Annotated in this window: 16 protein-coding genes and 2 riboswitches; of the genes, 9 read left to right on the top strand and 7 right to left on the bottom strand. The window is 61.3% G+C overall.

Annotation, left to right across the window (positions count from 1 at the left end):
- Positions 1-24 precede the first annotated feature (24 nt).
- Positions 25-3,735: a methionine synthase gene (gene metH / locus HB680_RS08800; RefSeq protein WP_213938111.1), complete on the bottom strand. Its 3,711-nt coding sequence runs from the start codon at positions 3,733-3,735 to the stop codon at positions 25-27.
- A 155-nt stretch (positions 3,736-3,890) separates the two neighbouring features.
- On the opposite strand from metH, the gene HB680_RS08795 reads away from it, so the two are divergent.
- The 3 genes from HB680_RS08795 to nfuA all read left to right on the top strand — a co-directional run bounded on the left by HB680_RS08795 (position 3,891) and on the right by nfuA (position 8,036).
- A complete protein-coding gene (locus HB680_RS08795; RefSeq protein WP_213938110.1) occupies positions 3,891-6,173 on the top strand; it encodes a fatty acid cis/trans isomerase in 2,283 nt (760 codons plus the stop codon).
- A gap of 186 nt (positions 6,174-6,359) precedes the next feature.
- The gene (locus HB680_RS08790) at positions 6,360-7,394 is read left to right on the top strand and encodes an acyltransferase (RefSeq protein WP_213938109.1); all 1,035 of its coding nucleotides are present in this window, start codon (positions 6,360-6,362) and stop codon (positions 7,392-7,394) included.
- Positions 7,395-7,451: 57 nt separating this feature from the next.
- Positions 7,452-8,036: a Fe-S biogenesis protein NfuA gene (nfuA, locus tag HB680_RS08785; protein ID WP_007898222.1), complete on the top strand. Its 585-nt coding sequence runs from the start codon at positions 7,452-7,454 to the stop codon at positions 8,034-8,036.
- 164 nt (positions 8,037-8,200) lie between these two features.
- Here nfuA and cobM read toward each other — a convergent pair whose 3' ends face one another.
- The 4 genes from cobM to HB680_RS08765 all read right to left on the bottom strand — a co-directional run bounded on the left by cobM (position 8,201) and on the right by HB680_RS08765 (position 10,365).
- Entirely contained in the window at positions 8,201-8,947 is a 747-nt protein-coding gene (gene cobM / locus HB680_RS08780) for a precorrin-4 C(11)-methyltransferase (protein WP_213938108.1), read from the bottom strand.
- A gap of 94 nt (positions 8,948-9,041) precedes the next feature.
- Positions 9,042-9,455: a cobalamin biosynthesis protein gene (locus HB680_RS08775; RefSeq protein ID WP_213938107.1), complete on the bottom strand. Its 414-nt coding sequence runs from the start codon at positions 9,453-9,455 to the stop codon at positions 9,042-9,044.
- A complete protein-coding gene (locus HB680_RS08770; RefSeq protein WP_213938106.1) occupies positions 9,452-10,159 on the bottom strand; it encodes a CbtA family protein in 708 nt (235 codons plus the stop codon). Before HB680_RS08770 ends, HB680_RS08775 begins: the two co-directional genes overlap by 4 nt.
- 11 nt (positions 10,160-10,170) lie before the next feature.
- On the bottom strand, positions 10,171-10,365 hold the full coding sequence (locus tag HB680_RS08765; RefSeq protein WP_213938105.1) for a CbtB-domain containing protein: 195 nt from the start codon (positions 10,363-10,365) through the stop codon (positions 10,171-10,173).
- A gap of 115 nt (positions 10,366-10,480) precedes the next feature.
- Positions 10,481-10,710, bottom strand: a riboswitch (cobalamin riboswitch).
- Positions 10,711-10,885: 175 nt separating this feature from the next.
- Positions 10,886-11,100: riboswitch (cobalamin riboswitch) on the top strand.
- A gap of 95 nt (positions 11,101-11,195) precedes the next feature.
- Here HB680_RS08765 and cobW point away from each other — a divergent pair.
- From cobW to HB680_RS08740, 5 genes are all read left to right on the top strand, one after another.
- Positions 11,196-12,269 carry a cobalamin biosynthesis protein CobW gene (gene cobW, locus HB680_RS08760; protein ID WP_213938104.1) on the top strand — a complete coding sequence of 358 codons (1,074 nt, stop codon included), beginning with the start codon at positions 11,196-11,198 and terminating at the stop codon, positions 12,267-12,269.
- A gap of 3 nt (positions 12,270-12,272) precedes the next feature.
- The gene (gene cobN, locus HB680_RS08755; RefSeq protein ID WP_213938103.1) at positions 12,273-16,130 is read left to right on the top strand and encodes a cobaltochelatase subunit CobN; all 3,858 of its coding nucleotides are present in this window, start codon (positions 12,273-12,275) and stop codon (positions 16,128-16,130) included.
- A gap of 358 nt (positions 16,131-16,488) precedes the next feature.
- Positions 16,489-17,487, top strand: a complete 999-nt coding sequence (locus HB680_RS08750) for an AAA family ATPase (protein ID WP_213938102.1) — start codon at positions 16,489-16,491, stop codon at positions 17,485-17,487.
- A 53-nt stretch (positions 17,488-17,540) separates the two neighbouring features.
- The gene (locus HB680_RS08745; RefSeq protein ID WP_346657364.1) at positions 17,541-18,152 is read left to right on the top strand and encodes a VWA domain-containing protein; all 612 of its coding nucleotides are present in this window, start codon (positions 17,541-17,543) and stop codon (positions 18,150-18,152) included.
- A gap of 185 nt (positions 18,153-18,337) precedes the next feature.
- Entirely contained in the window at positions 18,338-19,981 is a 1,644-nt protein-coding gene (locus HB680_RS08740; RefSeq protein WP_213938101.1) for a phospholipase D-like domain-containing protein, read from the top strand.
- 116 nt (positions 19,982-20,097) lie between these two features.
- On the opposite strand, the gene poxB is transcribed toward HB680_RS08740, so the two are convergent.
- Positions 20,098-21,822: a ubiquinone-dependent pyruvate dehydrogenase gene (gene poxB / locus HB680_RS08735; RefSeq protein WP_213938100.1), complete on the bottom strand. Its 1,725-nt coding sequence runs from the start codon at positions 21,820-21,822 to the stop codon at positions 20,098-20,100.
- Positions 21,823-22,103: 281 nt separating this feature from the next.
- Positions 22,104-23,327: an NADH:flavin oxidoreductase/NADH oxidase family protein gene (locus HB680_RS08730; protein WP_213938099.1), complete on the bottom strand. Its 1,224-nt coding sequence runs from the start codon at positions 23,325-23,327 to the stop codon at positions 22,104-22,106.
- A gap of 78 nt (positions 23,328-23,405) precedes the next feature.
- Here HB680_RS08730 and HB680_RS08725 point away from each other — a divergent pair, with 78 nt between their 5' ends.
- Positions 23,406-23,816 carry a MerR family transcriptional regulator gene (locus HB680_RS08725; RefSeq protein WP_213938098.1) on the top strand — a complete coding sequence of 137 codons (411 nt, stop codon included), beginning with the start codon at positions 23,406-23,408 and terminating at the stop codon, positions 23,814-23,816.
- The last annotated feature ends 39 nt before the right edge of the window (positions 23,817-23,855 follow it).

Raw genomic sequence — 23,855 nt, 5'->3', positions numbered from 1 at the left:
CCTCGCTCTTACAGGAGATTTTTTTTAGTTGTCGTAACCGAGGTTCGGCGCCAGCCACCGCTCGGTCACGCTCAGTTCCTGGCCTTTGCGCGAGGTGTAGCTCTGCACCTGGTCTTTGTCGATCTTGCCCACGGCGAAGTATTGCGCCTGCGGGTGGGCGAAGTACCAGCCACTGACCGCCGCGGCCGGGAACATCGCGTAGTGCTCGGTGAGGAACACGCCGCTGCGGCCAGCCTGCATTTCGCTGGCTTCGGGGTCGAGCAGGGCGAACAGCGTGCCTTTCTCGGTGTGGTCCGGGCAGGCTGGGTAGCCGGGGGCAGGGCGGATGCCGGTGTATTGCTCTTTGATCAACGCTTCGTTATCCAGCGTTTCATCCTTGGCGTAACCCCAGTGCTCTTTCCGCACTTGCTGGTGCAGCCACTCGGCGCAGGCCTCGGCCAAACGGTCGGCCAGGGCCTTGACCATGATCGAGTTGTAATCGTCGCCCGCGTCTTGATAAGCCTTGGCGACTTCTTCCGCGCCGATGCCAGCGGTGGTGATGAACCCCCCCACGTAGTCGGTGATTTCACTGTCTTTCGGCGCGACGAAATCGGCGAGGGAGAAGTTTGGCTTGCCGTCGGTCTTGATGATCTGCTGACGCAGGTGATGCAACTTGGCAATCGGCTTGCCGTCATCGCCATAGACTTCGATGTCATCCTCGCGCACCTGGTTGGCCGGCCAGAAGCCGAACACCGCCCGGGCGCTGATGAGTTTCTCGTCGATCAGCTTGGCGAGCATTTCCTGGGCATCGGCGTACAGCGAGGTAGCGGCTTCACCCACCACTTCATCCGTCAGGATGCGCGGGAATTTGCCGGCCAGGTCCCAGGAGATAAAGAACGGCGTCCAGTCGATGTATTCGGCCAGGACTTTCAAGTCGATATTGTCCAGCACGCGAGAACCGGTAAACGTCGGCTTGACCGGCGCGTAAGTGCTCCAATCAAACTGCGGCTTCTTGGCGATGGACGCCGGGTAGCTCAGGCGTTCGGTGCGGGCGCTGCGGTTGGCGGTGCGCTCGCGGACTTCGATGTATTCCAGGCGCGTCTTCTCGATGAACGCCGGCTTCAATTCCTTGGACAGCAACTGCGTCGCCACGCCCACGGCACGGGAAGCGTCGGTAACGTAGATCACTGCGTCATTGCTGTACTTCGGCTCGATCTTCACCGCCGTGTGCGCTTTCGACGTGGTCGCGCCACCAATCATCAGCGGCAGGTGGAAGTCCTGGCGCTGCATCTCGCGGGCCACGTGGACCATTTCATCCAGCGACGGCGTGATCAAACCGGACAGGCCAATGATGTCGCACTTCTGCTCCTTGGCCACCTGGAGGATCTTCTCCGCCGGCACCATCACGCCGAGGTCGACGATGTCGTAGCCGTTACAGCCCAGCACCACGCCGACGATGTTCTTGCCGATGTCGTGCACGTCACCTTTAACGGTGGCCATCAGGATCTTGCCCTTGGCTTCCGGTTTGTCGCCTTTTTCCAGTTCGATGAACGGGATCAAGTGGGCCACGGCCTGCTTCATTACGCGGGCGGATTTCACCACTTGCGGCAGGAACATTTTGCCGGCGCCGAACAGGTCGCCGACGATGTTCATGCCGGACATCAGCGGGCCTTCGATCACCTCGATAGGCCGGGTAAACGACTGCCGGGATTCTTCGGTGTCTTCGACAATGTGCGTGGTGATGCCTTTGACCAGCGCATGTTCCAGGCGCTTGTTGACGGGCCAGCCGCGCCACTCTTCGGTCTCGGCTTCCTTGACGCTGCCGTCGCCCTTGTACTTGTCGGCGATGGCGAGGAGGGCGTCGGTGCCTTCCGGGGTGCGGTTGAGCACCACGTCTTCCACGGCGTCGCGCAGTTCGGCCGGGATCTGATCGTAGATTTCCAGTTGACCGGCGTTGACGATGCCCATGGTCAGGCCGTTGCGGATCGCATACAGCAGGAACACCGAGTGAATCGCCTCGCGCACCGGGTTGTTGCCACGGAACGAGAACGAGACGTTGGACACGCCGCCGGAAGTCAGGGCATACGGCAGCTCGTCGCGGATGTAGGCGCAGGCGTTGATGAAGTCCACGGCGTAGTTGTTGTGTTCTTCGATGCCGGTGGCGATGGCGAAGATGTTCGGGTCGAAGATGATGTCTTCCGGCGGGAAGCCGACTTCGTTGACCAGAATGTCGTAGGAGCGCTTGCAGATTTCTTTCTTGCGCTTTTCGGTGTCGGCCTGGCCAGCTTCGTCGAACGCCATCACCACCACCGCAGCGCCGTAGCGTTTGCACAGTTTGGCGTGATGAATGAACTGCTCGACGCCTTCCTTCATGCTGATCGAGTTGACGATGCCCTTGCCCTGAATGCATTTCAGGCCAGCTTCGATCACTTCCCACTTGGAGGAGTCGATCATGATCGGGACGCGGGAGATGTCCGGTTCGCCGGCAATCAGATTGAGGAAGGTCACCATGGCCTTCTTCGAATCGAGCATCCCTTCGTCCATGTTGATGTCGATCACCTGGGCGCCGGCTTCAACCTGTTGCAGGGCGACTTCCAGGGCTTCGGTGTAGTTGTCTTCACGGATCAGGCGGGCAAATTTGGCCGAACCGGTGATGTTGGTCCGCTCGCCGACGTTGATGAACAACGAGTTGCGGTCGATGGTGAACGGTTCCAGGCCCGACAGGCGGCAAGCCTTCGGAATCTCCGGAATCACCCGCGGGGCGTAACCGGCCACGGCTTTGGCGATGGCTTCGATGTGCCCCGGGGTGGTGCCGCAGCAACCGCCGACAATGTTGAGGAAGCCGCTTTGGGCGAATTCTTCGATGACCTTGGCGGTTTCCGCCGGCAGTTCGTCGTACTCGCCGAATTCGTTCGGCAGGCCGGCGTTCGGGTGCGCGGAAACGTGGGTGCTGGCCTTGTTCGACAACTCTTCCAGGTACGGACGCAACTCGCTGGCGCCGAGGGCGCAGTTCAGGCCGACCGAAATCGGCTTGGCGTGGGCCACGGAGTTCCAGAACGCTTCGGTGGTCTGGCCCGACAGCGTCCGGCCAGAGGCGTCAGTGATAGTGCCGGAGATCATGATCGGCAACTCGGTGCCCAACTCTTCGAACACCCCTTGCACGGCGAAGATCGCGGCTTTGGCGTTTAAAGTGTCGAAAATGGTTTCGATCAGGATCAGGTCGGCGCCGCCTTCGATCAGGCCTTTGGTGGCCTCGGTGTAGTTTTCCACCAGTTCATCGAAGGTCACGTTGCGGTAGCCGGGGTTGTTCACGTCCGGCGACAGCGAGCAGGTGCGGCTGGTCGGGCCCAGCACGCCGGCGACGAAGCGCGGCTTGTCCGGGTTCTCGAGGGTTTTCGCATCGGCAACCTTGCGCGCCAGGCGAGCGCCTTCTACGTTCAGTTCGTAAGCCAGTTCTTCCATACCGTAGTCGGCCATGGAAATCCGGGTGGCGTTGAAGGTGTTGGTTTCCAGAATGTCGGCGCCGGCATCCAGGTAGGCTTTCTCGATGCCACCAATCACGTCCGGACGGGTCAGTATCAGCAGGTCGTTGTTACCCTTGACGTCGCTCGGCCAGTCGGCGAAGCGTTTGCCACGGTAATCCTGTTCTTCGAGCTTGTAGCTCTGGATCATCGTGCCCATGCCGCCGTCGAGAATCAGGATGCGCTCTTTGAGGGCGTGCTTGAGAGCTTGAAGGCGAACACTGCGATCGGACATTTGGACTACTCGGAAAGACCATGACGAAGGGCTGGGATAATAGCAAACCTGCGCGCTTTTAGCGCATGCCAAGGTTTTGCATGAATATCGCTCATGTTGGTGGCGACGGCAGACCGGTAGAATCGCGACGTTTTTTCATGATCGGGACCAGGGACATGTCGTATCGCGTCGTCAGCGTTGTTTTGCTGTTTCTAAGCTGGGGCGCCGTTGCGCAGGAACCGGCCATTTCCTACACCCGTGACATTCAACCGATCTTCACCGAAAAGTGCGTCGCCTGCCACGCCTGCTACGACTCCGCCTGTCAGCTCAATCTGGGCAGTGGCGAAGGCGCGGCGCGGGGCGCGACCAAGACGCCGGTCTACGACGGCGAACGCAGTGTGGCCGCTGCGCCGACCCGCTTGTTCTATGACGCGTTCGGCAAACGCGCCTGGCAGCACAAGGACTTCTATTCGGTGCTCGACGCCCAGGGCAGTCAGGCGGCGTTGATGGCGCGGATGCTCGAACTCGGCCACAAAACCCCGCTGACGCCCAACGCCAAGCTACCGGAAGACATCGTGCTGGGCCTGAACCGGGAAAACATGTGCGCGATGCCGGCAGAGTTCGATGGTTATGCCGGCGCCCACCCGAAAGAAGGCATGCCGCTCGCGGTGACTGGCCTGACCGATCAGCAATACCAGACGTTGCAGCGCTGGCTCGCGTCCGGTGCGCCGATTGATGAACAAGGCCTGGTGCCTTCTGCGCAGGAAGCCTTGCAGGTGGTGCAATGGGAAAACCTGCTCAATGCCAGCGGCTCTCGCGGCAGCCTGGTGGGACGTTGGCTGTTCGAACACTGGTTCCTGGCGCACATCTATTTCAAGGATGGCGAACCGGGGCATTTCTTTCAGTGGGTGCGCTCGCGCACGCCGACCGGCCAGCCGATTGACCTGATCAACACCCGCCGTCCGAATGATGATCCGGGCACTCAGGTGTATTACCGGTTGTGGCCGGTGCAGGGCGTGATCGTGCAAAAGACGCATATCACCTATCCCCTCAGCGCGGCAAAGTTGGCCCGGGTCAAAAGCCTGTTCTTCAGCGGTAACTGGCAGGTCAACGCTTTGCCGGGTTATGGCCCGGAACGGCGGGCCAATCCGTTTACCACTTTCGAAGCGATCCCGGCCCAGGCGCGCTATCAGTTCATGCTCGATAACGCCGAATACTTTGTGCGCACCTTTATTCGCGGCCCGGTGTGCCGTGGGCAGATCGCGACGGACGTGATTCGCGACAACTTCTGGGCGCTGTTCCAGGCCCCGGAACATGACCTGTACATCACCGACCCGAACTATCGCGGCCAGGCCACGCCACTGTTGGCGATGCCGGGGCAGAACGATGATGTGGGCAGCGTCCTGAGCCTGTGGCACGACTACCGCAACAAACGCAACGAATACGAAGCCCTGCGCCGGGACAGCTACGCCGACGCGCCCGCGCCGAGCTGGTCGACGTTGTGGGCCGGAAATGACAACGCCTTGCTGACGATTTTCCGCCACTTCGACAGCGCCTCGGTAAATAAAGGCCTGATCGGAGATGTGCCGCAAACCATGTGGCTGTTCGACTTTCCGCTGCTGGAGCGCACCTATTATCAGTTGGCGGTCAACTTCGACGTGTTCGGCAACGTCTCCCACCAGGCCCAGACACGGCTGTATTTCGACCTGATCCGCAACGGTGCCGAGCAGAACTTCCTGCGCTTGATGCCGGCCGATTCCCGGGATGGTTACCTTGACGATTGGTACCAGAGCGGCGGCAAGTTCAAGATGTGGCTGGATTACGAAGCCATCGACAACGACAAGCCAACGGCGCTGAAACTCGACGAAAAAGACCCGAAACGCGACTTTGCGCTGCAGTTGCTGACCCGTTATGGCGACCTCAACGCCAAGCCTGACCCGATCAACCGCTGCGACGGCGCGTACTGCTCGCGACCGAATATTGATCCAGCGTTGCAGAATGCCGAGCAGGCCTTGAGTCGCCTGACCTCAAGGCCGGCAGCCGGGTTGAAAGTCATCGACCAGTTGCCCGAAGCGACGATGCTGCGCATCGAAACGGCCAGCGGCAAACGCGAGATCTACAGCCTGCTGCGCAACCGCGCCCACAGCAACGTGGCGTTCCTGCTCGGTGAATCCCTGCGCTACCAGCCAGGGCTCGACACCTTGACCATCTATCCGGGTGTGCTCAGCAGCTATCCCAACTTCATGTTCAACATCCCGGCCGAGCAAGTGCCGGCGTTTGTGGACGCCATGGAAAACGCCAAGGACGCCAATCGCTTCGAGAAGATTGTTGAGCGTTGGGGGATTCGACGTAGTCATCCGCAGTTCTGGTTTTACTTCCATGACCTGAGTACTTACGTCCACGAAACCGACCCGGTGGAAGAGGGGGTGTTGGACATGAATCGGTACGAGAATCTTTGATCGACTTTTGAATCGCAGCTGCTGTCCCAATCCAGAGACACCACAAAACCCTGTGGGAGCGAGCTTGCTCGCGATAGCTATCTGACAGTCAACAAATGAGGTGACTGACAGGCCGCCATCGCGAGCAAGCTCGCTCCCACAGGGGATCTCTGGTGATTTGGGGAGATGCGATCAGGAGGGCCATCCATGTTGATTTCAGTACAAGCCCTGCGCGCCATCGCGGCCTGGGCGGTGGTCTGCCACCATTTCATGCAGATTTTCTTCGACTTTCAGGCCCGCGGCCCGGTGGGCCAGGCGTTTATCGACAAGGGCGCCGTGGGCGTCGATATCTTCTTCGTCATCAGCGGCCTGGTGATCTTCCTCTCCACCGAAGGCAAATCCCTGCCGCCAGCGCGGTTCCTGTTGTATCGACTGTTTCGGATCGTCCCGGCGTACTGGCTGTACACCGTGCTGATGGCGCTGGTGGTGGTGTTTGCCCGGCCGGTATTGCCGGATCAGACGGTCGACTGGTCGCATTTCCTGCTGTCGTTGTTATTTATTCCTACGCAGAACCCTGGCGGATATGGGATTTATCCGACACTCAACGTCGGCTGGACGTTGAACTACGAGATGCTGTTTTACCTGCTGTTCGGCTGGGCGCTGTTGTTCCGCTTGCACTTCAGGCTGTTGATCGTCGCAGCGCTACTGTTCGCGGTGTGCCAGGCCTGGACCGGTTATGGCTGGGTCAGCGAGTTCTACCGTTCAGACATCGTGTATGAGTTCCTGCTGGGGATCGCCATCGGCATGCTTTACCGGCGGGGCTGGATCAAACCGGGGTTGTGGCTGCCGTTGCTGGGGATCGGCGGTGCGTTATTGGCGATTTATCACTGGGCGCCGGAGCCGCGATTTCTGACGTGGGGCTTACCGAGCGCGGTGCTAGTGATGGCGTGCATTGCGCTGGAACGTTATTTCGAGAGCAACCGGGTGTTTGAGCTGCTGGGCAACTGTTCCTACTCGGTGTACCTGATGCATGTGCTGGTGCTGTCCGCCGGTGGATTTGTCGCACAGCGCTATGGCGTGAATCCCTACGTGATGTTCGTTGTTTGCGCGGCGACTATCGGTCTGGCGTCGTGGGCAAGTTACGAATGGGTGGAAAAACGCAGCTATCGGTGGCTTAAAGCCAGGATTGACGGCGAAACGGTCGCTCAACCGGCGCTGGCGCTTTCCCGACAAAAATACTAGGACTTTGTGTGGCGCGATGATTGGCGTAAACTGCGCCCAAGCCTGCGAGGAGTTTCCATGACCGCTATTACCATCACTGACGCCGCCCACGATTATCTGGCTGATCTGCTCTCCAAGCAGAACACCCCAGGCATCGGCATCCGCGTCTTCATCACCCAGCCTGGCACCCAGTACGCCGAAACCTGCATTGCTTACTGCAAGCCGGGCGAAGAAAAACCTGAAGACACCGCGTTGGGGCTCAAAAGCTTCACCGCGTACATCGATTCGTTCAGCGAAGCGTTCCTGGACGATGCGGTAGTCGACTACGCCACCGACCGCATGGGCGGGCAACTGACCATCAAGGCGCCAAACGCCAAAGTCCCGATGGTCAACGCTGACAGCCCGGTCAACGAGCGCATCAACTACTACCTGCAAACCGAGATCAACCCGGGGCTCGCGAGCCACGGCGGTCAGGTCAGCCTGATCGATGTGGTCGAAGACGGCATCGCCGTGCTCAAGTTCGGCGGCGGTTGCCAGGGCTGCGGCCAGGCAGACGTCACCTTGCGCGAAGGCATCGAGCGCACCTTGCTCGAGCGCATTCCCGAGCTCAAGGGGGTTCGCGACGTGACCGACCACACGCAGAAAGAAAACGCCTACTACTAAGGTGTTCGTCTGCTGAAAGAAAAAACGGCGCCCCGTGAGCGCCGTTTTTTATGGGTGATCGCTTCACCCCTGTAGGAGCTGCCGAAGGCTGCGATCTTTTGACTTTGATTTAAAAAAACAAGATCAAAAGATCGCAGCCTTCGGCAGCTCCTACAGGGACCGCATTATGGTCTGTAAAGATGCGCATGCCCGGCACGGTAGAGCGACGACTCACTAAACTGATCACTCCCCAGCACCCGACCCACGAGAATCAACGCTGTACGCCGAAACCCCTTGGCTTCAACCTTCGCGGCAATGTCCTCAAGCGTCCCGACTACCCAATCCTGATCCGGCCACGTCGCCCGGTGAATCACTGCGATCGGGCAGTCCGCGCCGTAATGCGGTAGCAATTGCGCCAGGATCTTCTCCAGATGATTGACCCCCAGATGAATCGCCATGGTCGCCCCATGTTGCGCCAGGCTACCCAGTTCTTCACCGGCCGGCATTGCCGTTTTATCGGCGTAGCGGGTCAGAATCACGCTTTGCGAGATATCCGGTAACGTCAGTTCGGCCCCCAGCAGCGCCGCACAAGCGGCGGTAGCGGTCACGCCGGGGATGATTTCAAAGGCAATGCCAAGCTCACGCAGGTAACGAATCTGCTCGCCAATCGCGCCATACAAACTCGGATCACCAGAATGCACCCGCGCCACATCCTGGCCGTTGGCGTGGGCGGTCTTGATCAGGTCGATGATCTGTTCCAGGTGCAACTCGGCGCTGTTGACTACCGTTTCCGCCTGGTGGCCTTCCAGCACGGCGGCGGGCACCAGGGAGCCTGCGTAGATGATCACCGGGCAACTGCGGATCAGCCGTTGGCCCTTGACGGTGATCAGTTCCGGGTCGCCGGGACCTGCGCCAATGAAGTAGACGGTCATCGTCGGTTCCTGTGCAAAAAAGCTATCAAAAAAGGGCTTGGGCAATGCTTCAGATGAAGATTGCTCATGATCGAGGCGGGGATTATCGGGGTTTTCAGGCGGCGCTGGCCAATGCGAGGGTGGCCTGGGCGTATTTTTGTCGGGAAATCAGCAGCTTTGCCGGTGCCTGGGCCAAATGTTCCGCCAGGGCTAGTGCGGCGCTTTCCGCAACGCCGTAGCAGCCAGTGCGTTCAAACGCGATCTGCGACTGGTGGCTGAGTTGCAGTTGATAACCGGCCAGTTGCTCGCTGCTGAAATACATCACCTCCAGCCCCAGTTGCGCGGCCAGCTCAATCAGGCCCGGCTCATCACGCTTCTGGTCGATGCTGGCCAGGGCCTTGATCTGCCGAAGTTCGATGTGGTGCGCCTGCAATGCCTGATCGAGCAGTGCCCGCAATGTGCTGGCAGGGCAGCCGCGCTGGCAGCCCAGGCCGACCACTAGCGTCGGCGCTGTGCTGGTATCGGTCATGCGTGGTATTGGCCATCGCTTTTGCGGCGGAACAACCAGGCGCTGATCAGGCCCAGGGCCAGCCAGAACACCACGTTGGTCAACTGCGAAGCGATTTTGAACTGAGATTCCAGGGCTTCCGGGGCCAGCATCGAGTGGACTTCCGGTTGCGGCGCGCCAATCACATGCGGAACCGCCAGAATCGCTACGCCGAGGATCTTCATCAGCCAGTGACGGCTAAACACGATCAGCGCGATGCCGACAGCGGTCGACGCGGCGGTGCCGATCCACCAGATCTGCCGTTGCGCCAGATCGGCCGCCGCAGTGCCTGGCAATTCAGGCGGCAGGCCGAGGGTCGGCGCCAACACGAAGGTCGCATAACCGGCCAGACCCCAGAGCAGGCCCTGAGCGGTTTTGGTCGGCGCGCGCAGGGTGTAAAGGCCGGCGAGCATCAAGGCGAAACCAACGGCGACCACCAGGTTGCCGCCCGTGGTGGACAGCACGCGTTGCCAGCCGTCTTCCGGCTCCCAGGCTTCGGCGTCGTGGGTGTGCGCGGCCATGGCGCCTTCGGTGTGCTCGTGAGCGACAACGGCGGCAGGCTCGGATTTTTCATAGGTTTCCGCCTGAAGAATCAGCGGGGCGACCCAGAAACTTTGCAGCAGGGTCAGCAGCAGGGCGGCCAGCAGCCCCGTGAAACCTGCGGTTTGCGCGATACGCTTGATCATGTCGGCAGGTCTCAATGGCACGGGAACGCGGAGCTGTGACGGGTATCGTGCGCGGCATTGTGCACCGCTTCGATGTGCGAGAAACCGGCGAAGTACACCAGGCACGCACCCAGGATCGACGCGCAAACGGCGGCGGTCAGGCGTTGGCTCAGGGTTGTGGTGCTGCTGGCGGTGTTGCTGTGGTCGGTGCTGCTGATGATCGACATGGCGCTTCCCTCTGGTCTGTCAGCGGGTGAATTGAGCGCATGCAAACCCCTGCGAGCGTGCGCAGAGGTTCAAACAGCGCCCGCCCACCGCGGGTTTGTTATTCAGTGATCGTAGTGGTCACTTTGTGTTGCGGGCCGGTCTCCGGGCTCACGAGGGGGGAGGGCTTGCGCCTTGACCTGCAAGAATCACCTTCCCATGCCTAACTGCCGGCACAGTGGATCTGATTCTTCGCTCGCTTACCGTTGCGGGGGCAGCACCGGACTGACATGACTTTAGAGTAAAGCACATGATTCACCGGTTTCCCGTTTCACCCTGTGAAGGGCACCCGTAACAAGGCGTGTAGGAGAGCATGGGCGGGGCAGGGGAGTCAATTGGCAGGGGTTCTCAGTTGGAAGCCGAGGTGTGGCCATCGCGGGCAAGCCTTGCTCCTACAGACGTCGGCCTCCTGTAGGAGCAAGGCTTGCCCGCGATGGCGTCCTGATGGCCGCCACAAGACATTGACCCGCCCCCAACCGATGCGTAGCCTTGCGCTTTCGAGGTTCTTCGGCGTTTGCCGAAGCTAAGAAGGGAACGCGGTCGATGCCGCGGCTGCCCCCGCAACTGTGAACGGTGATGTTCGCTGCCACGCCACTGCAAACCCCTCCAAAAGGTTCGCGGGAAGGCGCAGCGAATGCCAGGCCCGCAAGGCCGGCGCACTGAAAGCCAGGAGACCTGCCTCGAAACGAATTCTCACTACAACCGGGCGGGGTGATCCGGTGGCGAAATCTTCCGCGCGCAGATTGCAGCGGTCGTCGTCCCGTATGCCCGCCACCTTGCCAAAGGGCATCCGATGAAAACACTGGCCAAACTCCCCGTCACCATCGTCACCGGCTTCCTCGGCTCGGGCAAAACCACGTTGCTGCGCCATATGCTCGACAACGCCCAAGGTCGGCGCATTGCGGTAATCGTCAACGAATTCGGCGAGCTGGGCATCGACGGCGAAATCCTCAAACAGTGCTCCATCGGCTGCACCGAAGAAGAAGCCAACGGCCGTGTCTATGAACTGGCCAACGGCTGCCTGTGCTGCACCGTCCAGGAAGAGTTCTTCCCGGTGATGCGCGAATTGGTCGCCCGTCGCGGTGACCTCGACCATATCCTGATCGAAACCTCGGGCCTGGCGCTGCCAAAACCCCTGGTGCAAGCCTTCCAGTGGCCGGAAATCCGCAGCGCCTGCACCGTTGACGCGGTGATCACCGTTGTCGACAGTCCGGCCGTGGCCGCCGGCACCTTCGCTGCATTCCCGGATCAGGTCGACGCCCAGCGCAAACTTGACCCGAACCTGGACCATGAGTCGCCGCTGCACGAATTGTTCGCCGACCAACTGGCCAGCGCCGACCTGGTGATCCTGAACAAGGCCGACTTGATCAGCCCGGAAGACCTGGCCCGCGTGCGCCTGGAAGTCGCCGAAGAACTGCCGCCAGCGGTGAAAGTCATCGAAGCCAGCAGCGGCCGCGTGCCCCTGGACGTGTTGATCGGCCTCGGCGCCGGTTCCGAAGAACACATCGACAGCCGTCACAGCCATCACGATCATCACCATGAAGGTGAAGACGGCCATCACGATGAGCATGACCACGACGCATTCGATTCCATTTCCATCGAACTGCCGCAAGCCGACGAAAGCCTGCTGATGGACGCGTTGACCCAACTGGTGGTCAAGCACGGCATTCTGCGGGTCAAAGGTTTTGCCGCGATCCCGAACAAACCGATGCGCCTGCTGATCCAGGGCGTGGGCACGCGTTTCGACAAGCATTTCGACCGTCAGTGGGGCGCCGATGAAGCGCGCACCACGCGTCTGGTGCTGATCGGCCAGGAACTGGACGCTGTGCAACTCGAAGCGCAACTGCGCGCCGCGCTCAGCGTTTAAGCCATGCACCTGCTCAGGACCCAGCCCGGCGGTTTCGTGTCGGATGACAACATTGCCGACCTTGGACAAACCCCCGCCGAACTGGTGATCCTGTGCAGCGGCGATTCCAGCCTCGCGCTGCTCGCCGAAGCCGCGCAGCAACTGCCCGACGACTACCCGAGCGTGCGCCTGGCCAACCCGATGCAGGTGCAGAACCACGCGTCGGTGGATTTGTACGTCGATGAAGTGCTGCGTCACGCCAAAGTCATTCTTATCTCGCTGCACGGCGGCATCGCCTATTGGCGCTATGGCGTCGAGCGCTTGGTCGAACTGTCCGAGCGCGGCGTGCAACTGATCCTGGTGCCCGGCGATGACCGTTCGGACCCGGAACTCAGTGACCTGAGCACCGTGGGCGCCGAAGACCGTGACCGACTCTGGCAGTTTTTGCGTCAGGGCGGCATGGGCAATGCTCTGGATTTCTTCCGTTGTCTGGCCAATCGCTGGCTGGCTCGCGACTACGCCTGGGCCGAGCCGCAAACCCTGCCGCGCACTGCGATTTACCACCCGCATAAAAGTCCCGCCGCACTGACGGATTGGCAAGCCGATTGGCAGGCCGATCAACCGGTGGCGGCGGTGTTGTTCTATCGCTCGCATTTGCAGGCGGCGAACACCGGTTTTATTGATGTGTTCTGCCAGCGTTTACAGGCGGCGGGGTTGAACCCGTTGCCGATTGCGCTGGCCAGTTTGAAAGAGCCCGGCTGCCTGACGGTGGTTGAGGACTTGTTGGATGAAGTCGAAGCGGCGGTGATTCTCAACACCACCGGGTTCGCCCAATCCAGCCCCGAAGCGCCGCACTTGCGACCGTTTCGCCGCAATATCCCGGTGATCCAGGCGATTTGCGCCCAGGACAACGAGCCTGGCTGGCGCGCCAGCGAACAGGGCCTTGGCCCGCGCGACTTGGCGATGCACATCGCGCTGCCGGAACTCGACGGACGTATTATCAGCCGGCCGATCAGCTTCAAGGACCTGGCCTGGCGCAGCGAGCGCAGTCAGTCCGACGTGGTCTGCTACCGCCCACAACCGGAGCGCATGGACTTCGTCGCGGAACTGGCGCGACGCTGGATCGATCTGGCGCGGGTGCCCAACGGCGAGAAACGTATCGCGCTGATCCTCGCCAACTACCCGACGCGCGACGGTCGCATCGGCAACGGCGTTGGCCTCGACACCCCGGCGGCAGCGCTGAATATCCTGCGTGCGTTGCATCAGGAAGGTTATCCGCTGCCCACCGAGTTGCCGGACAGCGGCACCGCCTTGATCCAGCAATTGCTCGGCGGCGTCAGTAACGACCTCGACACCCTCGACCAGCGCCCGTGCATGCAAAGCCTGGAGCTGGACGCCTACGAACTGATGTTCAACGCGCTGCCAGAGGCCAATCGCCAAGCGGTGCTGGAACGCTGGGGCCCGCCGCAAAACGATCCGATGTTCCGTGGCGGGCGGATGATGATCGCCGGTCTGCGCTTCGGCCTGACCTTTGTCGGCATCCAGCCGGCCCGGGGTTATCAGGTTGATCCGAGTGCCGTTTATCACGATCCCGATCTGGTGCCGCCTCACGGCTATCTGGCGTTCTACTTTTGGCTGCGCAACACCTACGGCGCCCACGGCGTGATCCACGTCGGCAAGCACGGCAACCTCGAATGGCTGCCGGGCAAGGGCGTCGGGCTGTCGGAAAACTGCTGGCCGGATGCGCTGCTCGGGCCGCTGCCGAATATCTACCCATTTATCGTCAACGACCCGGGCGAGGGCGCCCAGGCCAAGCGCCGGACCCAGGCAGTGATCATCGATCACCTGATGCCGCCGCTGACCCGCGCCGAAACCTATGGACCGCTACGCAATCTCGAGTTGTTGGCGGACGAGTATTACGAAGCGCAACTGCTCGATCCGCGCCGCGCCCGGGAGTTGCAACGCGACATCCTGCAACTGGTGCGCGACACCCACATCGACCGCGAACTGCAACTGGACGAAAAGCTCGACAGCGATGCCGATGCGGCGATCTGGCTGCCGCGCCTGGACACCTATCTGTGTGATTTGAAGGAATCGCAGATTCGCGATGGCCTGCACATCTTTGGCGAATCGCCGGCCGGGCGCTTGCGTATTGATACGTTGCTGGCGTTGCTGCGGATTCCTCGGGGCGATGGACGCGGCGCTCAGTCGAGTTTGCTGCGGGCGTTAGCCAAGGCGTTTGCGCTGGGCTTTGATCCTCTGGATTGTGAGTTGGCCGAACCGTGGATCGGGCCGCGTCCCGATGCGCTGCAATTGATCAGCGATGAAGTGTGGCGCACGGCGGGGGATGCCCGTGAGCGTCTGGAGCTGTTCGCTGCGCAACTGATTTCGCAGACGTTGAGTCCAAACCCCGAACCCTGTGGGAGCGGGCTTGCTCGCGAATCGGTCAACCATTCAACATCAATGGTGACTGACCCACCGCTTTCGCGAGCAAGCCCGCTCCCACAGGGACCGAGTTGGGCAGAGGTGTACGCCATTCTCGATAATCTGTGCGAAGTGGTTGCGCCAAGACTGGACGCCTGCGGCCCCGCCGAAATGCGCGGTTTGCTCGACGCCCTCAGCGGCCGCTTCGTCCCGGCCGGCCCCAGCGGCGCACCGAGTCGCGGTCGCCTCGACGTACTGCCCACCGGGCGCAATTTCTATTCGGTGGACGTGCGCAACCTGCCGACCACCACCGCGTGGCGCATCGGTTTCCAGTCGGCCAACCTGATTCTCGAACGACACTTGCAGGACCACGGCGACCACCTGCGCCAACTCGGCCTGTCGGTCTGGGGCACGGCGACCATGCGCACCGGCGGTGACGACATCGCCCAGGCTATGGCGCTGATGGGCGTGCGTCCGGTGTGGGCCACCGGCAGTCAGCGGGTTGATGATTTCGAAATCCTGCCGATCAGCTTGCTCGACCGTCCGCGAGTGGACGTGACCTTGCGTGTGTCCGGGTTCTTCCGCGATGCGTTTGCCAACCTGATTCGGCTGTTTGACGCCGCCGTGCAAGCGGTCGCCGAACTGGATGAACCGGACGATCTCAACCCGCTGGCGGCCAAGGTGCGTGCTGAGCGTGAAGCTTTGCTGGCCAGCGGTCTGGATGAAGAGGCGGCGCGACGTCAGGCAGGCTGGCGCATTTTCGGGGCCAAACCCGGTGCCTACGGCGCAGGTGTGCAGGGTGCTATCGACGGTCGCCTGTGGCAAAGCCGCGAGGACCTGGCCGAGGTGTATTTGAACTGGGGCGGTTACGCTTACGGCGGTTCCGATGAAGGCACCGCCGCCCGTGAGCAGTTCGCCCAGCGCCTGAGCCAGGTGCAAGCGGTGCTGCAGAACCAGGACAACCGCGAGCACGACTTGCTCGATTCCAACGACTACTACCAATTCCAGGGCGGTATGCTCGCCGCCGTGGAAAGCCTCAGCGGTGAAGCGGCGGCCAGTTATCACGGCGATCACAGCCAGCCGGACCTGCCGAAAATCCGCACGTTGAAGGAAGAGTTGAACCGAGTGATACGTTCCCGGGCGGCGAATCCGAAGTGGATCGACGGCGTGAAGCGCCACGGCTATAAAGGTGCGTTTGAATTGGCGGCCACGGTGGATAACCTGTTTGCCTTTGATGCGACCACGCAGTTGATCGACGATCACCAATACGCGTTGCTGGCGGACGCCTATTTGCTCGACCCGGCGACGCGGGAGTTTGTCCGCGAGCACAATCCCCATGCCTTGCGCGATATGACGGAGCGGATGCTGGAAGCGCAGCAGCGGGGGATGTGGAAGGAGCCGGGCGAGTATCGCGAGGCGCTGGAGAATTTGTTGCTGGATATAGAGGAAGAGGGTTGATCACCTCAAGAGCCACCCCTCACCCCAACCCTCTCCCCAAGGGGGAGAGGGGGAAAGGGAGCCGATCTTCATGCTTTTCAAATCCGGAGTTCGACTCGATTTCTCAGGTCGATGTAGCTCGCAAGACACCTCGGTCAGTCCCCTCTCCCCAAGGGGGAGAGGGGGAAAGGGAGCCGATCTCCATGCTTTTCAGATCCTGAGTTCGACTCGATTATTCAGGTCGATGTAGCTCGCAAGACACCTCGGTCAGTCCCCTCTACCCTTTGGGGAGAGGGTTAGGGTGAGGGGTGGTTCTACCTGACACGCCACAATCATCAATAACACCGAAAACCCAAGACCACGAACAGAGACAACTTCAATGACCGACACCCCCCATTTCCCGCTCTCCGCCGTGGTCGGCGCCGATGACTTGAAACTCGCTCTGTACCTCACCGCCATCGACCCGAAAATCGGCGGCGTGCTGATCGAAGGCCCGCGGGGCATGGCCAAGTCGACCCTGGCCCGGGGCCTCGCGGACCTGCTCGCCAGCGGTCAATTCGTCACTTTGCCCCTGGGCGCCACTGAAGAACGCCTGGTTGGCACCCTCGACCTCGACGCCGCCCTGAGCGAAGGACGCGCGCAGTTTTCCCCCGGCGTGCTGGCCAAAGCTGACGGCGGCGTGCTGTACGTCGATGAAGTCAACTTGTTGCCTGATCACCTGGTCGACCTGTTGCTCGACGTGGCCGCCAGCGGCACCAACCTGATCGAGCGCGATGGGATTTCCCATCGGCATTCGGCGAAGTTTGTGCTGATCGGCACCATGAACCCGGAAGAGGGTGAACTGCGCCCGCAATTGCTCGACCGCTTCGGCCTAAACGTCGCCCTCAGCGGTCACACCGCACCCGCCGAGCGCGGTCAGATTATTCGGCGACGGCTGGATTTCGACAGCGATCCCCAAGGCTTCTGCGTTGAGTGGGAAAGTCAGCAACACGCATTGCGCGAACGTTGTCAGCAGGCGCGCAGTCTGTTGGCGAGCATTCCCCTGGATGACGCCACGCTCGCGCAGATCACCGAACGCTGCTTTGCCGCCGGCGTCGATGGCTTGCGCGCCGATCTGGTCTGGCTGCGTGCTGCCCGCGCCCATGCGGCGTGGCGTGGTGCGAAGGCGATTGCCGAGGAAGATATCGACGCGGTGGCCGAATTCGCCTTGCGCCATCGCCGCCGCGAGCAGTCACCCCCGGCGCCGCAACACAGTCAGCCGCCGTCGACCCAACAGTCCAACCCCAGCGAAGGCCAGGGCCAGTGGGGCGAAATGCCCGCCCAGGCGTTGCCGGTCGGCGCGCGACGTGAAGTGCCGAGCTGGCCAAAAAAGCCCTAGGCATTCGCCCTCGATCTGACGCGGGGGCGAATGCCAGACCCCGTGCCGGACGCTTGGACAATGGCCGACAAGGCAAACGCCGCGCAGCACCGCAAGGCTCGATCAACTGGCCGGGTACGTTGCTCAACGGGCGCCCGCGTTTGCATGAAGATCTGTTGTTTCACCTGCGCACCCGTTCGGCCCACGAACTGTGGCTGGTGATCGTCGACGCCTCGGCCTCGACCCAGCGGCATCAGGCGTTGAGCGATGCCAAAGGCTTGCTCGCGCAACTGTTCGATGACGCGTATCGGCAACGGGCGCGTCTGGCCTTGCTGACCGCCAGCGGCAATGCACCGAAGTGGCAAGTGCAAGGTCTGAAGGCGTCCAGCGGTCTGCGCACCTGGCTTGATGGCTTGGGCGCCAGCGGCGGCACGCCGATGCTGGCGGCGCTGCATGAGGCAGGGCAGTGGTTGGCCGCGCGGCAGAAGCGTTTTCCGGCGGAGCAGCAGCGCTTGTTGCTGGTGACCGACGGGCGGTTGAAAGAATGGCCGGGGTTGCCGGTGCTGGGGTGTCCGGGGTTGTTGATTGATATTGAGCGCGGGCCGATTCGGCTGGGGCGGGCTAAGGTGTTGGCTACTGAGTTACAGGCAGACTATCGGCATATCGATGAGCTGATTTCAGGCTGAAAGTTGTGTTGTCCGGGTTGGCCTCTTCGCGAGCAAGCCCGCTCCCACAGGGAATTTTCGGTGTGAAAGAGGTCCAGTGTGGGAGCGGGCTTGCTCGCGAATGCAGCGACGCGGTTTCGGATCATCAAGGCAAATCCGCATCACTGCCCTATGCTCAGCAAGCCAACCCCTCACAGGAGTGACCCATGCGCGTTCTAGCCGCCAACCCTCAGGACGATTTCCGCGTCAAAGCCTACGCCGGCACCAACGGCGTGCTGTTGGCCATGGACCTGGCCGAACCCCGTCGCAAAGGCCTGCTCGGGTTTGCCATCGAAAAACAGTCAGGCAGCAAACCCTGGCTGTTCCTGTTCAACAGCCTGACCTTCCCCGGCAAGGTCCACACCTTCGCGCAATACCACGCGACCCCGAGCGATATCGCGCCGCTGCAGAAGTTTCGCTGGGCCGATTACGCGGTCAATCCCGGGACGACCATGCATTACCGGATCCACCTGGCTTACGGCACACCCGATGCGCCGCAACTGGGGGAGTTTCTGGAGCTGACGATCACCTCCGACGACGGCCATCCCACCCACCAGAGCGTGATCTTCAACCGCGCCGTGGCGGCGAGCCAGGCGTTCCAGCGCAAGTTTCCCGACCTCGATGCGCAGATTAGCGCCAATCGCAATCTGCCCATCGAAGCCTGGCCGATAGCGGCGCAGCAATGGCTGGAAAATGGTTTGCTCGGGCGCTTGCTGGGGTTTATCCAGCGTGCGACGGACGATCAATGGGCGCTGGATATCGCGATTTACGAGTATCAATTGCAGTCGATCGTTGACGAGGTGAACGCCGCGTTCGCCCGTGGGGTCAAGGTGCGGGTGTTGTATCACGCACAACCGAACGATGAAGACACCACGATGAACGAGGCCAGCCTGGAAAAAATCCCGGCGGCGAACAAGCGCGGGCGGGTCACTCACAATATCTTCCACGACAAATTCATTGTCCTGAGCAAACTGGAGGGCGGCGAGCACCGACCGCAAGCGGTGCTTTGCGGCAGCACCAACTTCACGCCGAACGGTGTTTACCGTCAGGCCAACGTGGTGCATGTGCTCGACGATGCGCGGGTCGGCGCCAGTTACCTGCAAACCTTCGAAGAGGTGTGGGCGAACCCGGCGGACGTCGGTGCGACGCGTACCTGGCTGACCAAAAACAACCCAATGGACCCGACGCAGCCACTGTTCGCCGGATTTTCACCGCGCACCGGCCAGGGCGACTTGCACGAGTTCGTCGAGATCATCAATGGCGCGAAAAAGGACATCCTGTTCGTGACTGCGTTTGCCCTGCCCAACGACATCCTCAACGCGTTGCTCGGTCAGCCCCACGACGACATCCTGCGTTACGGCCTGCAAAACACCGTCAGCCGCATCACCGGTTTCCATGCCGACCGCACCGCCGAATTCGCCGCCACGGCGCTGCTCAATACCGGGCTGGAAGGCTGGCTCAAGGAAAACATGAAAGGCCAGAAGGGCAACCTGCTGGTGCACACCAAAGCCGTCGTCACCGACTTCACCACCGATACGCCGACGATCATCAGCGGCAGCCACAACCTCAGCGCGGCGGCCAGTAATGGCAATGATGAGAACTACCTGGTGATTCGGGGTGATACGGATCTGGCGGACCGATACGGGTTGGAGTTGTTGCGGTTTTATGAGCATTACCGGTTTCGCTATTTTGCGAAGAAACTGGCGTTGAAAGAGGTGCAGCCGTTGGCGGCGGATGACCGTTGGACCAATGATTACTATGTGGCGGGGGATTTGCGGGAGTTGTCGCGGCTGCGATTCTCGGGCCGATAAAAATCCCCTTGTGGGAGCGGGCTTGCTCGCGAAAGCGGTGGGTCAGTTGACATAAGTCCTGACTGCCACGACGCCTTCGCGAGCAAGCCCGCTCCCACAGGGGATCTTCGCAAGTCTTAGCGAAACCAGTTGGTCCGCGCCAACTCGATCACTTCATCCCCACGCCCACTCATCACCGCTTTAAGCATGTACAGACTGAACCCCTTGGCCTGTTCCAGCTTGATGGTCGGCGGCATCGCCAGTTCCTGAGTCGCGGTGATCACGTCCACCAACACCGGCCCGTCATGGGCCAGCGCCCGGCGCAGCGCCGGTTCCAGGTTTTCCGATTCTTCAACCCGAATCCCGAGAATGCCCATGGCATTCGCCATTGCCGCAAAGTCCGGGTTGTGCAAATCAGTGCCGGTATCGAGCAATCCGCTGGACTTCATTTCCATGGCGACAAAACCCAACGAGGCGTTGTCGTAGACGATGATTTTCACCGGTAACTTCAGCTGCGCCAGGGAAATGAAATCCCCCATCAACATGCTGAAACCGCCATCGCCCGACAATGAAATGACCTGCCGATCGGGGAACGTTGCCTGGGCACCGATGGCCTGGGGCATGGCGTTGGCCATCGAGCCGTGGTTGAACGAGCCCAGCAACCGGCGCTTGCCGTTCATTTTCAAATAGCGCGCCGCCCACACCGTTGGCGTGCCGACGTCGGCGGTGAAGATCGCATCTTCATCGGCCAGTTCGCTGAGCAGTCGGGTGAGGTATTGCGGGTGAATCGGTCGGCCCGGCGCGGAAGGCTTGGCGAGGTCATCGAGGCCTTGGCGCGCCTTCTCATAATGCTTGAGCGACGACTCCAGAAAGCTCCGGTCGCCCCGATACGGTAGGCGCGGCAGCAGCGCGGCGAGGGTTTCGCCGACGTCGGCGGCGATGCCCAGGTCCAGCGTGGTGCGGCGGCCCAAGGCCTCGGGGTTGTGGTCGATCTGAATGATGGTGGCGTCGGTGGGGTAGAACTGCCGATACGGGAAGTCGGTGCCGAGCAGCACCAAGGTGTCGCAGTTGAGCATCGCGTGATAACCGGAGCTGAAGCCGATCAGCCCGGTCATGCCGACGTCGAACGGGTTGTCCCATTCCACGTGTTCCTTGCCGCGCAACGCATGCACCACCGGGGCGCCGAGGGCATCGGCCAGCGCCACCACTTGATCATGTGCCCCGGCGCAACCGGCGCCGCACATTAGCGTCACGGCTTTGCTTTGGCTCAGCAGCTCCACCAGGCGATCCAGATCCTGAGGCGCGGGCAGGGTGCGCGGCTGGGAAAGAGTCGGCCAGGGTTTGAGGTTGTCTTCGACTTCCTGCAACGCCACGTCGCCGGGAATCACCACCACCGCGACGCCGCGATTGAGGATCGCACTGCGCATCGCCCGGTGCAGCACCTGCGGCATCTGCGCCGGGTTGCTGACCAGTTCGACGAAGTGGCTGCACTCCTTGAATAGTTCTTGCGGATGGGTTTCCTGAAAGTAGTTGAGGCCGACTTCGGACGAAGGAATCTGCGCCGCAATCGCCAGCACCGGCACATGGTTGCGGTGGCAGTCGAACAGCCCGTTGATCAGGTGCAGATTGCCCGGCCCGCAACTGCCGGCACACACCGCCAGTTCCCCGGTGACCGCCGCTTCTGCCCCGGCGGCAAACGCCGCGACTTCTTCGTGGCGCACGTGCATCCACTCAATGCTGTCCATGGTGCGCAACGCTTCGGTCAGGCCGTTGAGGCTATCGCCGGTCAGGCCCCAGATGCGTTTGACGCCGGCCTGTTCAAGGGTGGTTGCCAGTTGCTGGGCAATGGTGATTTTCGCCATGGGGTGCTCCAGTGATCGATGAGTTGTCCTCGGGATAGAAAAAGGGACAACTCAACGGCTGGCATGACTCAACCCGATCTGCGATTACTTGCTATACAACACAACGTAACAGCTACCGAGTTCGCGTCCGCCCGTAGCAGCTGCCGAGGCACGAGGCTGCGTTCGGCTGCGAAGCAGTCGTGAGATCAGACCGCGCGGTGTTTCAGGAATACCGCGTGCCCAGGTTTTACGACTGCTTCGCAGCCGAACGCAGCCTCGTGCCTCGGCAGCTGCTACGGGGTTCAGGTGTTCATGGCTTGTTTGTATTGGCGGGTGCGCTTGGCGATGTACACCTGATCGCGGATCAATGCCCAGAGCGCCGACACCTGCGGCCGAGGCTGGTGTCCGCGACTCATCCGATGCAACTGGAATTTCACCACCGCCATGGTCGCCAGCGCCGCCAGGGGTTTGCGCTTCCAGAGAATCGGTGGCAATTGCGGATGGGTGTTCTTGCCCTCGCGCCAGTGTTTGACCAGGTGCGGCTCTACCGCCATCGCAGTGCCGATCCCGGCCATGGCGATGCCGCTGTCGAGCACCTGTTCGACGATCGCCAAACGACGGATGCCGCCGGTGACCATCACGGGCATGCGCGCGACACTGGCCAGTTCACCGGCCATTTCCAGAAAGTAGGCTTCCCGCGCCAGCGTCCGACCGTCCCGGGCTTCGCCTTGCATGGCCGGGGCTTCGTAGCTGCCCCCGGACAATTCGAGCAAGTCGATTGGCTGCTCGTTGAGCCACTGGATCACTTGCCTTGCATCGTCGGCATCAAAGCCACCGCGCTGGAAATCCGCCGAGTTGAGCTTCACCGAAACACAGAAGTGCGGCGACACTGCGTTGCGTACGGCGCTGACCACATTGAGCAGCAGGCGCGCACGATTTGCCAGGGAGCCGCCCCATTGATCGGTGCGGCGATTGGTCAGCGGCGACAAAAACTGGCTGAGCAAATAGCCGTGGGCCGCGTGAATCTGTACCCCGGTAAACCCGGCCTTTTCCGCCAGGGCCGCGCTGCTGGCAAAGCGCTGGATCACCTCATTGATATCGCTTTCGGACATCGGTTTAGGCTCGGCGAACATTTTCGAGAACCCGCCCAGGTCCAGCGCCACCGCCGATGGCGCCAAGGCTTGCTGGCCGAGATTGGCCATGGTCTGACGACCCGGATGGTTGAGCTGCACCCAGAACTGCGCGCCACCGGCCCGGCCAACCGTCGCCCACTGGCGAAAACGCTCAAGATGCCGCTCATCCTCCAGCACCACGCCGCCGGGGCCGGTCATGGCGCGCCGGTCGATCATCACGTTACCGGTCAGCAACAACCCGGCTTCGCCCTCGGCCCAGGCTTGATACAAACGCAACAGGGCATCCGAAGGCGCCTGTTGCCGGTCCGCGAGGTTTTCTTCCATCGCGGCTTTGGCAATGCGATTGCCGAGGGTCTGGCCGTTGGGCAAATTCAACGTTTGGAAGGGCGACATGACTTGACTCCTCATCAGTAATGCGTGGAGGCTAAGCTTAAAGTTAACTTTAATGTCAAGCAGGCAAATGAGGTTGGGATGAAGATTGGTGAATTGGCGGAGTTAAGTGGGTTCAATCCATCGCGCATTCGGTTTTACGAGGCCCAGGGACTGATCCAGAAAGTCGAACGTCGGGCCAATGGTTACCGGCATTACCCCGAGCAGGTGTTGCAGACGCTGTACCTGATCCAGTGCGCCCAACAGGCCGGTTTCAGCCTCGAAGAATTGAAGCTGTTGATGCCGGACGCGGCGACCGGTGAGTTCAAGCACGACGAGCTGCTGGCGGGCCTGACGCGCAAAGTCGAGCAGATCGAAGAAATGCAGCAACACCTGGCGCAGAGCAAGGCGAAGCTGCTGGCGGTGATCGACGACATCCAGGCGAAGCCCGAAGGCATGGCCTGCGATGCCAATGCCGAGCGGGTGTTGGCGTCGTTCAAGCAGCGGCGCTGATCGCCGCATGCGGTGATTGATAGGCCCCTTCGCGAGCAA

The organism is Pseudomonas sp. dw_612, from assembly GCF_018449725.1.
Classification (GTDB): domain Bacteria; phylum Pseudomonadota; class Gammaproteobacteria; order Pseudomonadales; family Pseudomonadaceae; genus Aquipseudomonas.
This window is presented reverse-complemented; position numbering and strand designations above follow the sequence as displayed.

Excerpts from the sequence above, each read along its gene's own strand:
- cobN (WP_213938103.1), top strand. The coding sequence starts at position 12,273 with ATGCACCTGCTCAGGACCCAGCCCGGCGGTTTCGTGTCGGATGACAAC.
- HB680_RS08775 (WP_213938107.1), bottom strand. The coding sequence starts at position 9,455 with ATGACCGATACCAGCACAGCGCCGACGCTAGTGGTCGGCCTGGGCTGC.
- nfuA (WP_007898222.1), top strand. The coding sequence starts at position 7,452 with ATGACCGCTATTACCATCACTGACGCCGCCCACGATTATCTGGCTGAT.
- cobM (WP_213938108.1), bottom strand. The coding sequence starts at position 8,947 with ATGACCGTCTACTTCATTGGCGCAGGTCCCGGCGACCCGGAACTGATC.
- HB680_RS08740 (WP_213938101.1), top strand. The coding sequence starts at position 18,338 with ATGCGCGTTCTAGCCGCCAACCCTCAGGACGATTTCCGCGTCAAAGCC.
- HB680_RS08770 (WP_213938106.1), bottom strand. The coding sequence starts at position 10,159 with ATGATCAAGCGTATCGCGCAAACCGCAGGTTTCACGGGGCTGCTGGCC.
- HB680_RS08725 (WP_213938098.1), top strand. The coding sequence starts at position 23,406 with ATGAAGATTGGTGAATTGGCGGAGTTAAGTGGGTTCAATCCATCGCGC.
- poxB (WP_213938100.1), bottom strand. The coding sequence starts at position 21,822 with ATGGCGAAAATCACCATTGCCCAGCAACTGGCAACCACCCTTGAACAG.
- HB680_RS08730 (WP_213938099.1), bottom strand. The coding sequence starts at position 23,327 with ATGTCGCCCTTCCAAACGTTGAATTTGCCCAACGGCCAGACCCTCGGC.
- HB680_RS08750 (WP_213938102.1), top strand. The coding sequence starts at position 16,489 with ATGACCGACACCCCCCATTTCCCGCTCTCCGCCGTGGTCGGCGCCGAT.
- cobW (WP_213938104.1), top strand. The coding sequence starts at position 11,196 with ATGAAAACACTGGCCAAACTCCCCGTCACCATCGTCACCGGCTTCCTC.
- HB680_RS08795 (WP_213938110.1), top strand. The coding sequence starts at position 3,891 with ATGTCGTATCGCGTCGTCAGCGTTGTTTTGCTGTTTCTAAGCTGGGGC.
- HB680_RS08790 (WP_213938109.1), top strand. The coding sequence starts at position 6,360 with ATGTTGATTTCAGTACAAGCCCTGCGCGCCATCGCGGCCTGGGCGGTG.
- metH (WP_213938111.1), bottom strand. The coding sequence starts at position 3,735 with ATGTCCGATCGCAGTGTTCGCCTTCAAGCTCTCAAGCACGCCCTCAAA.
- HB680_RS08765 (WP_213938105.1), bottom strand. The coding sequence starts at position 10,365 with ATGTCGATCATCAGCAGCACCGACCACAGCAACACCGCCAGCAGCACC.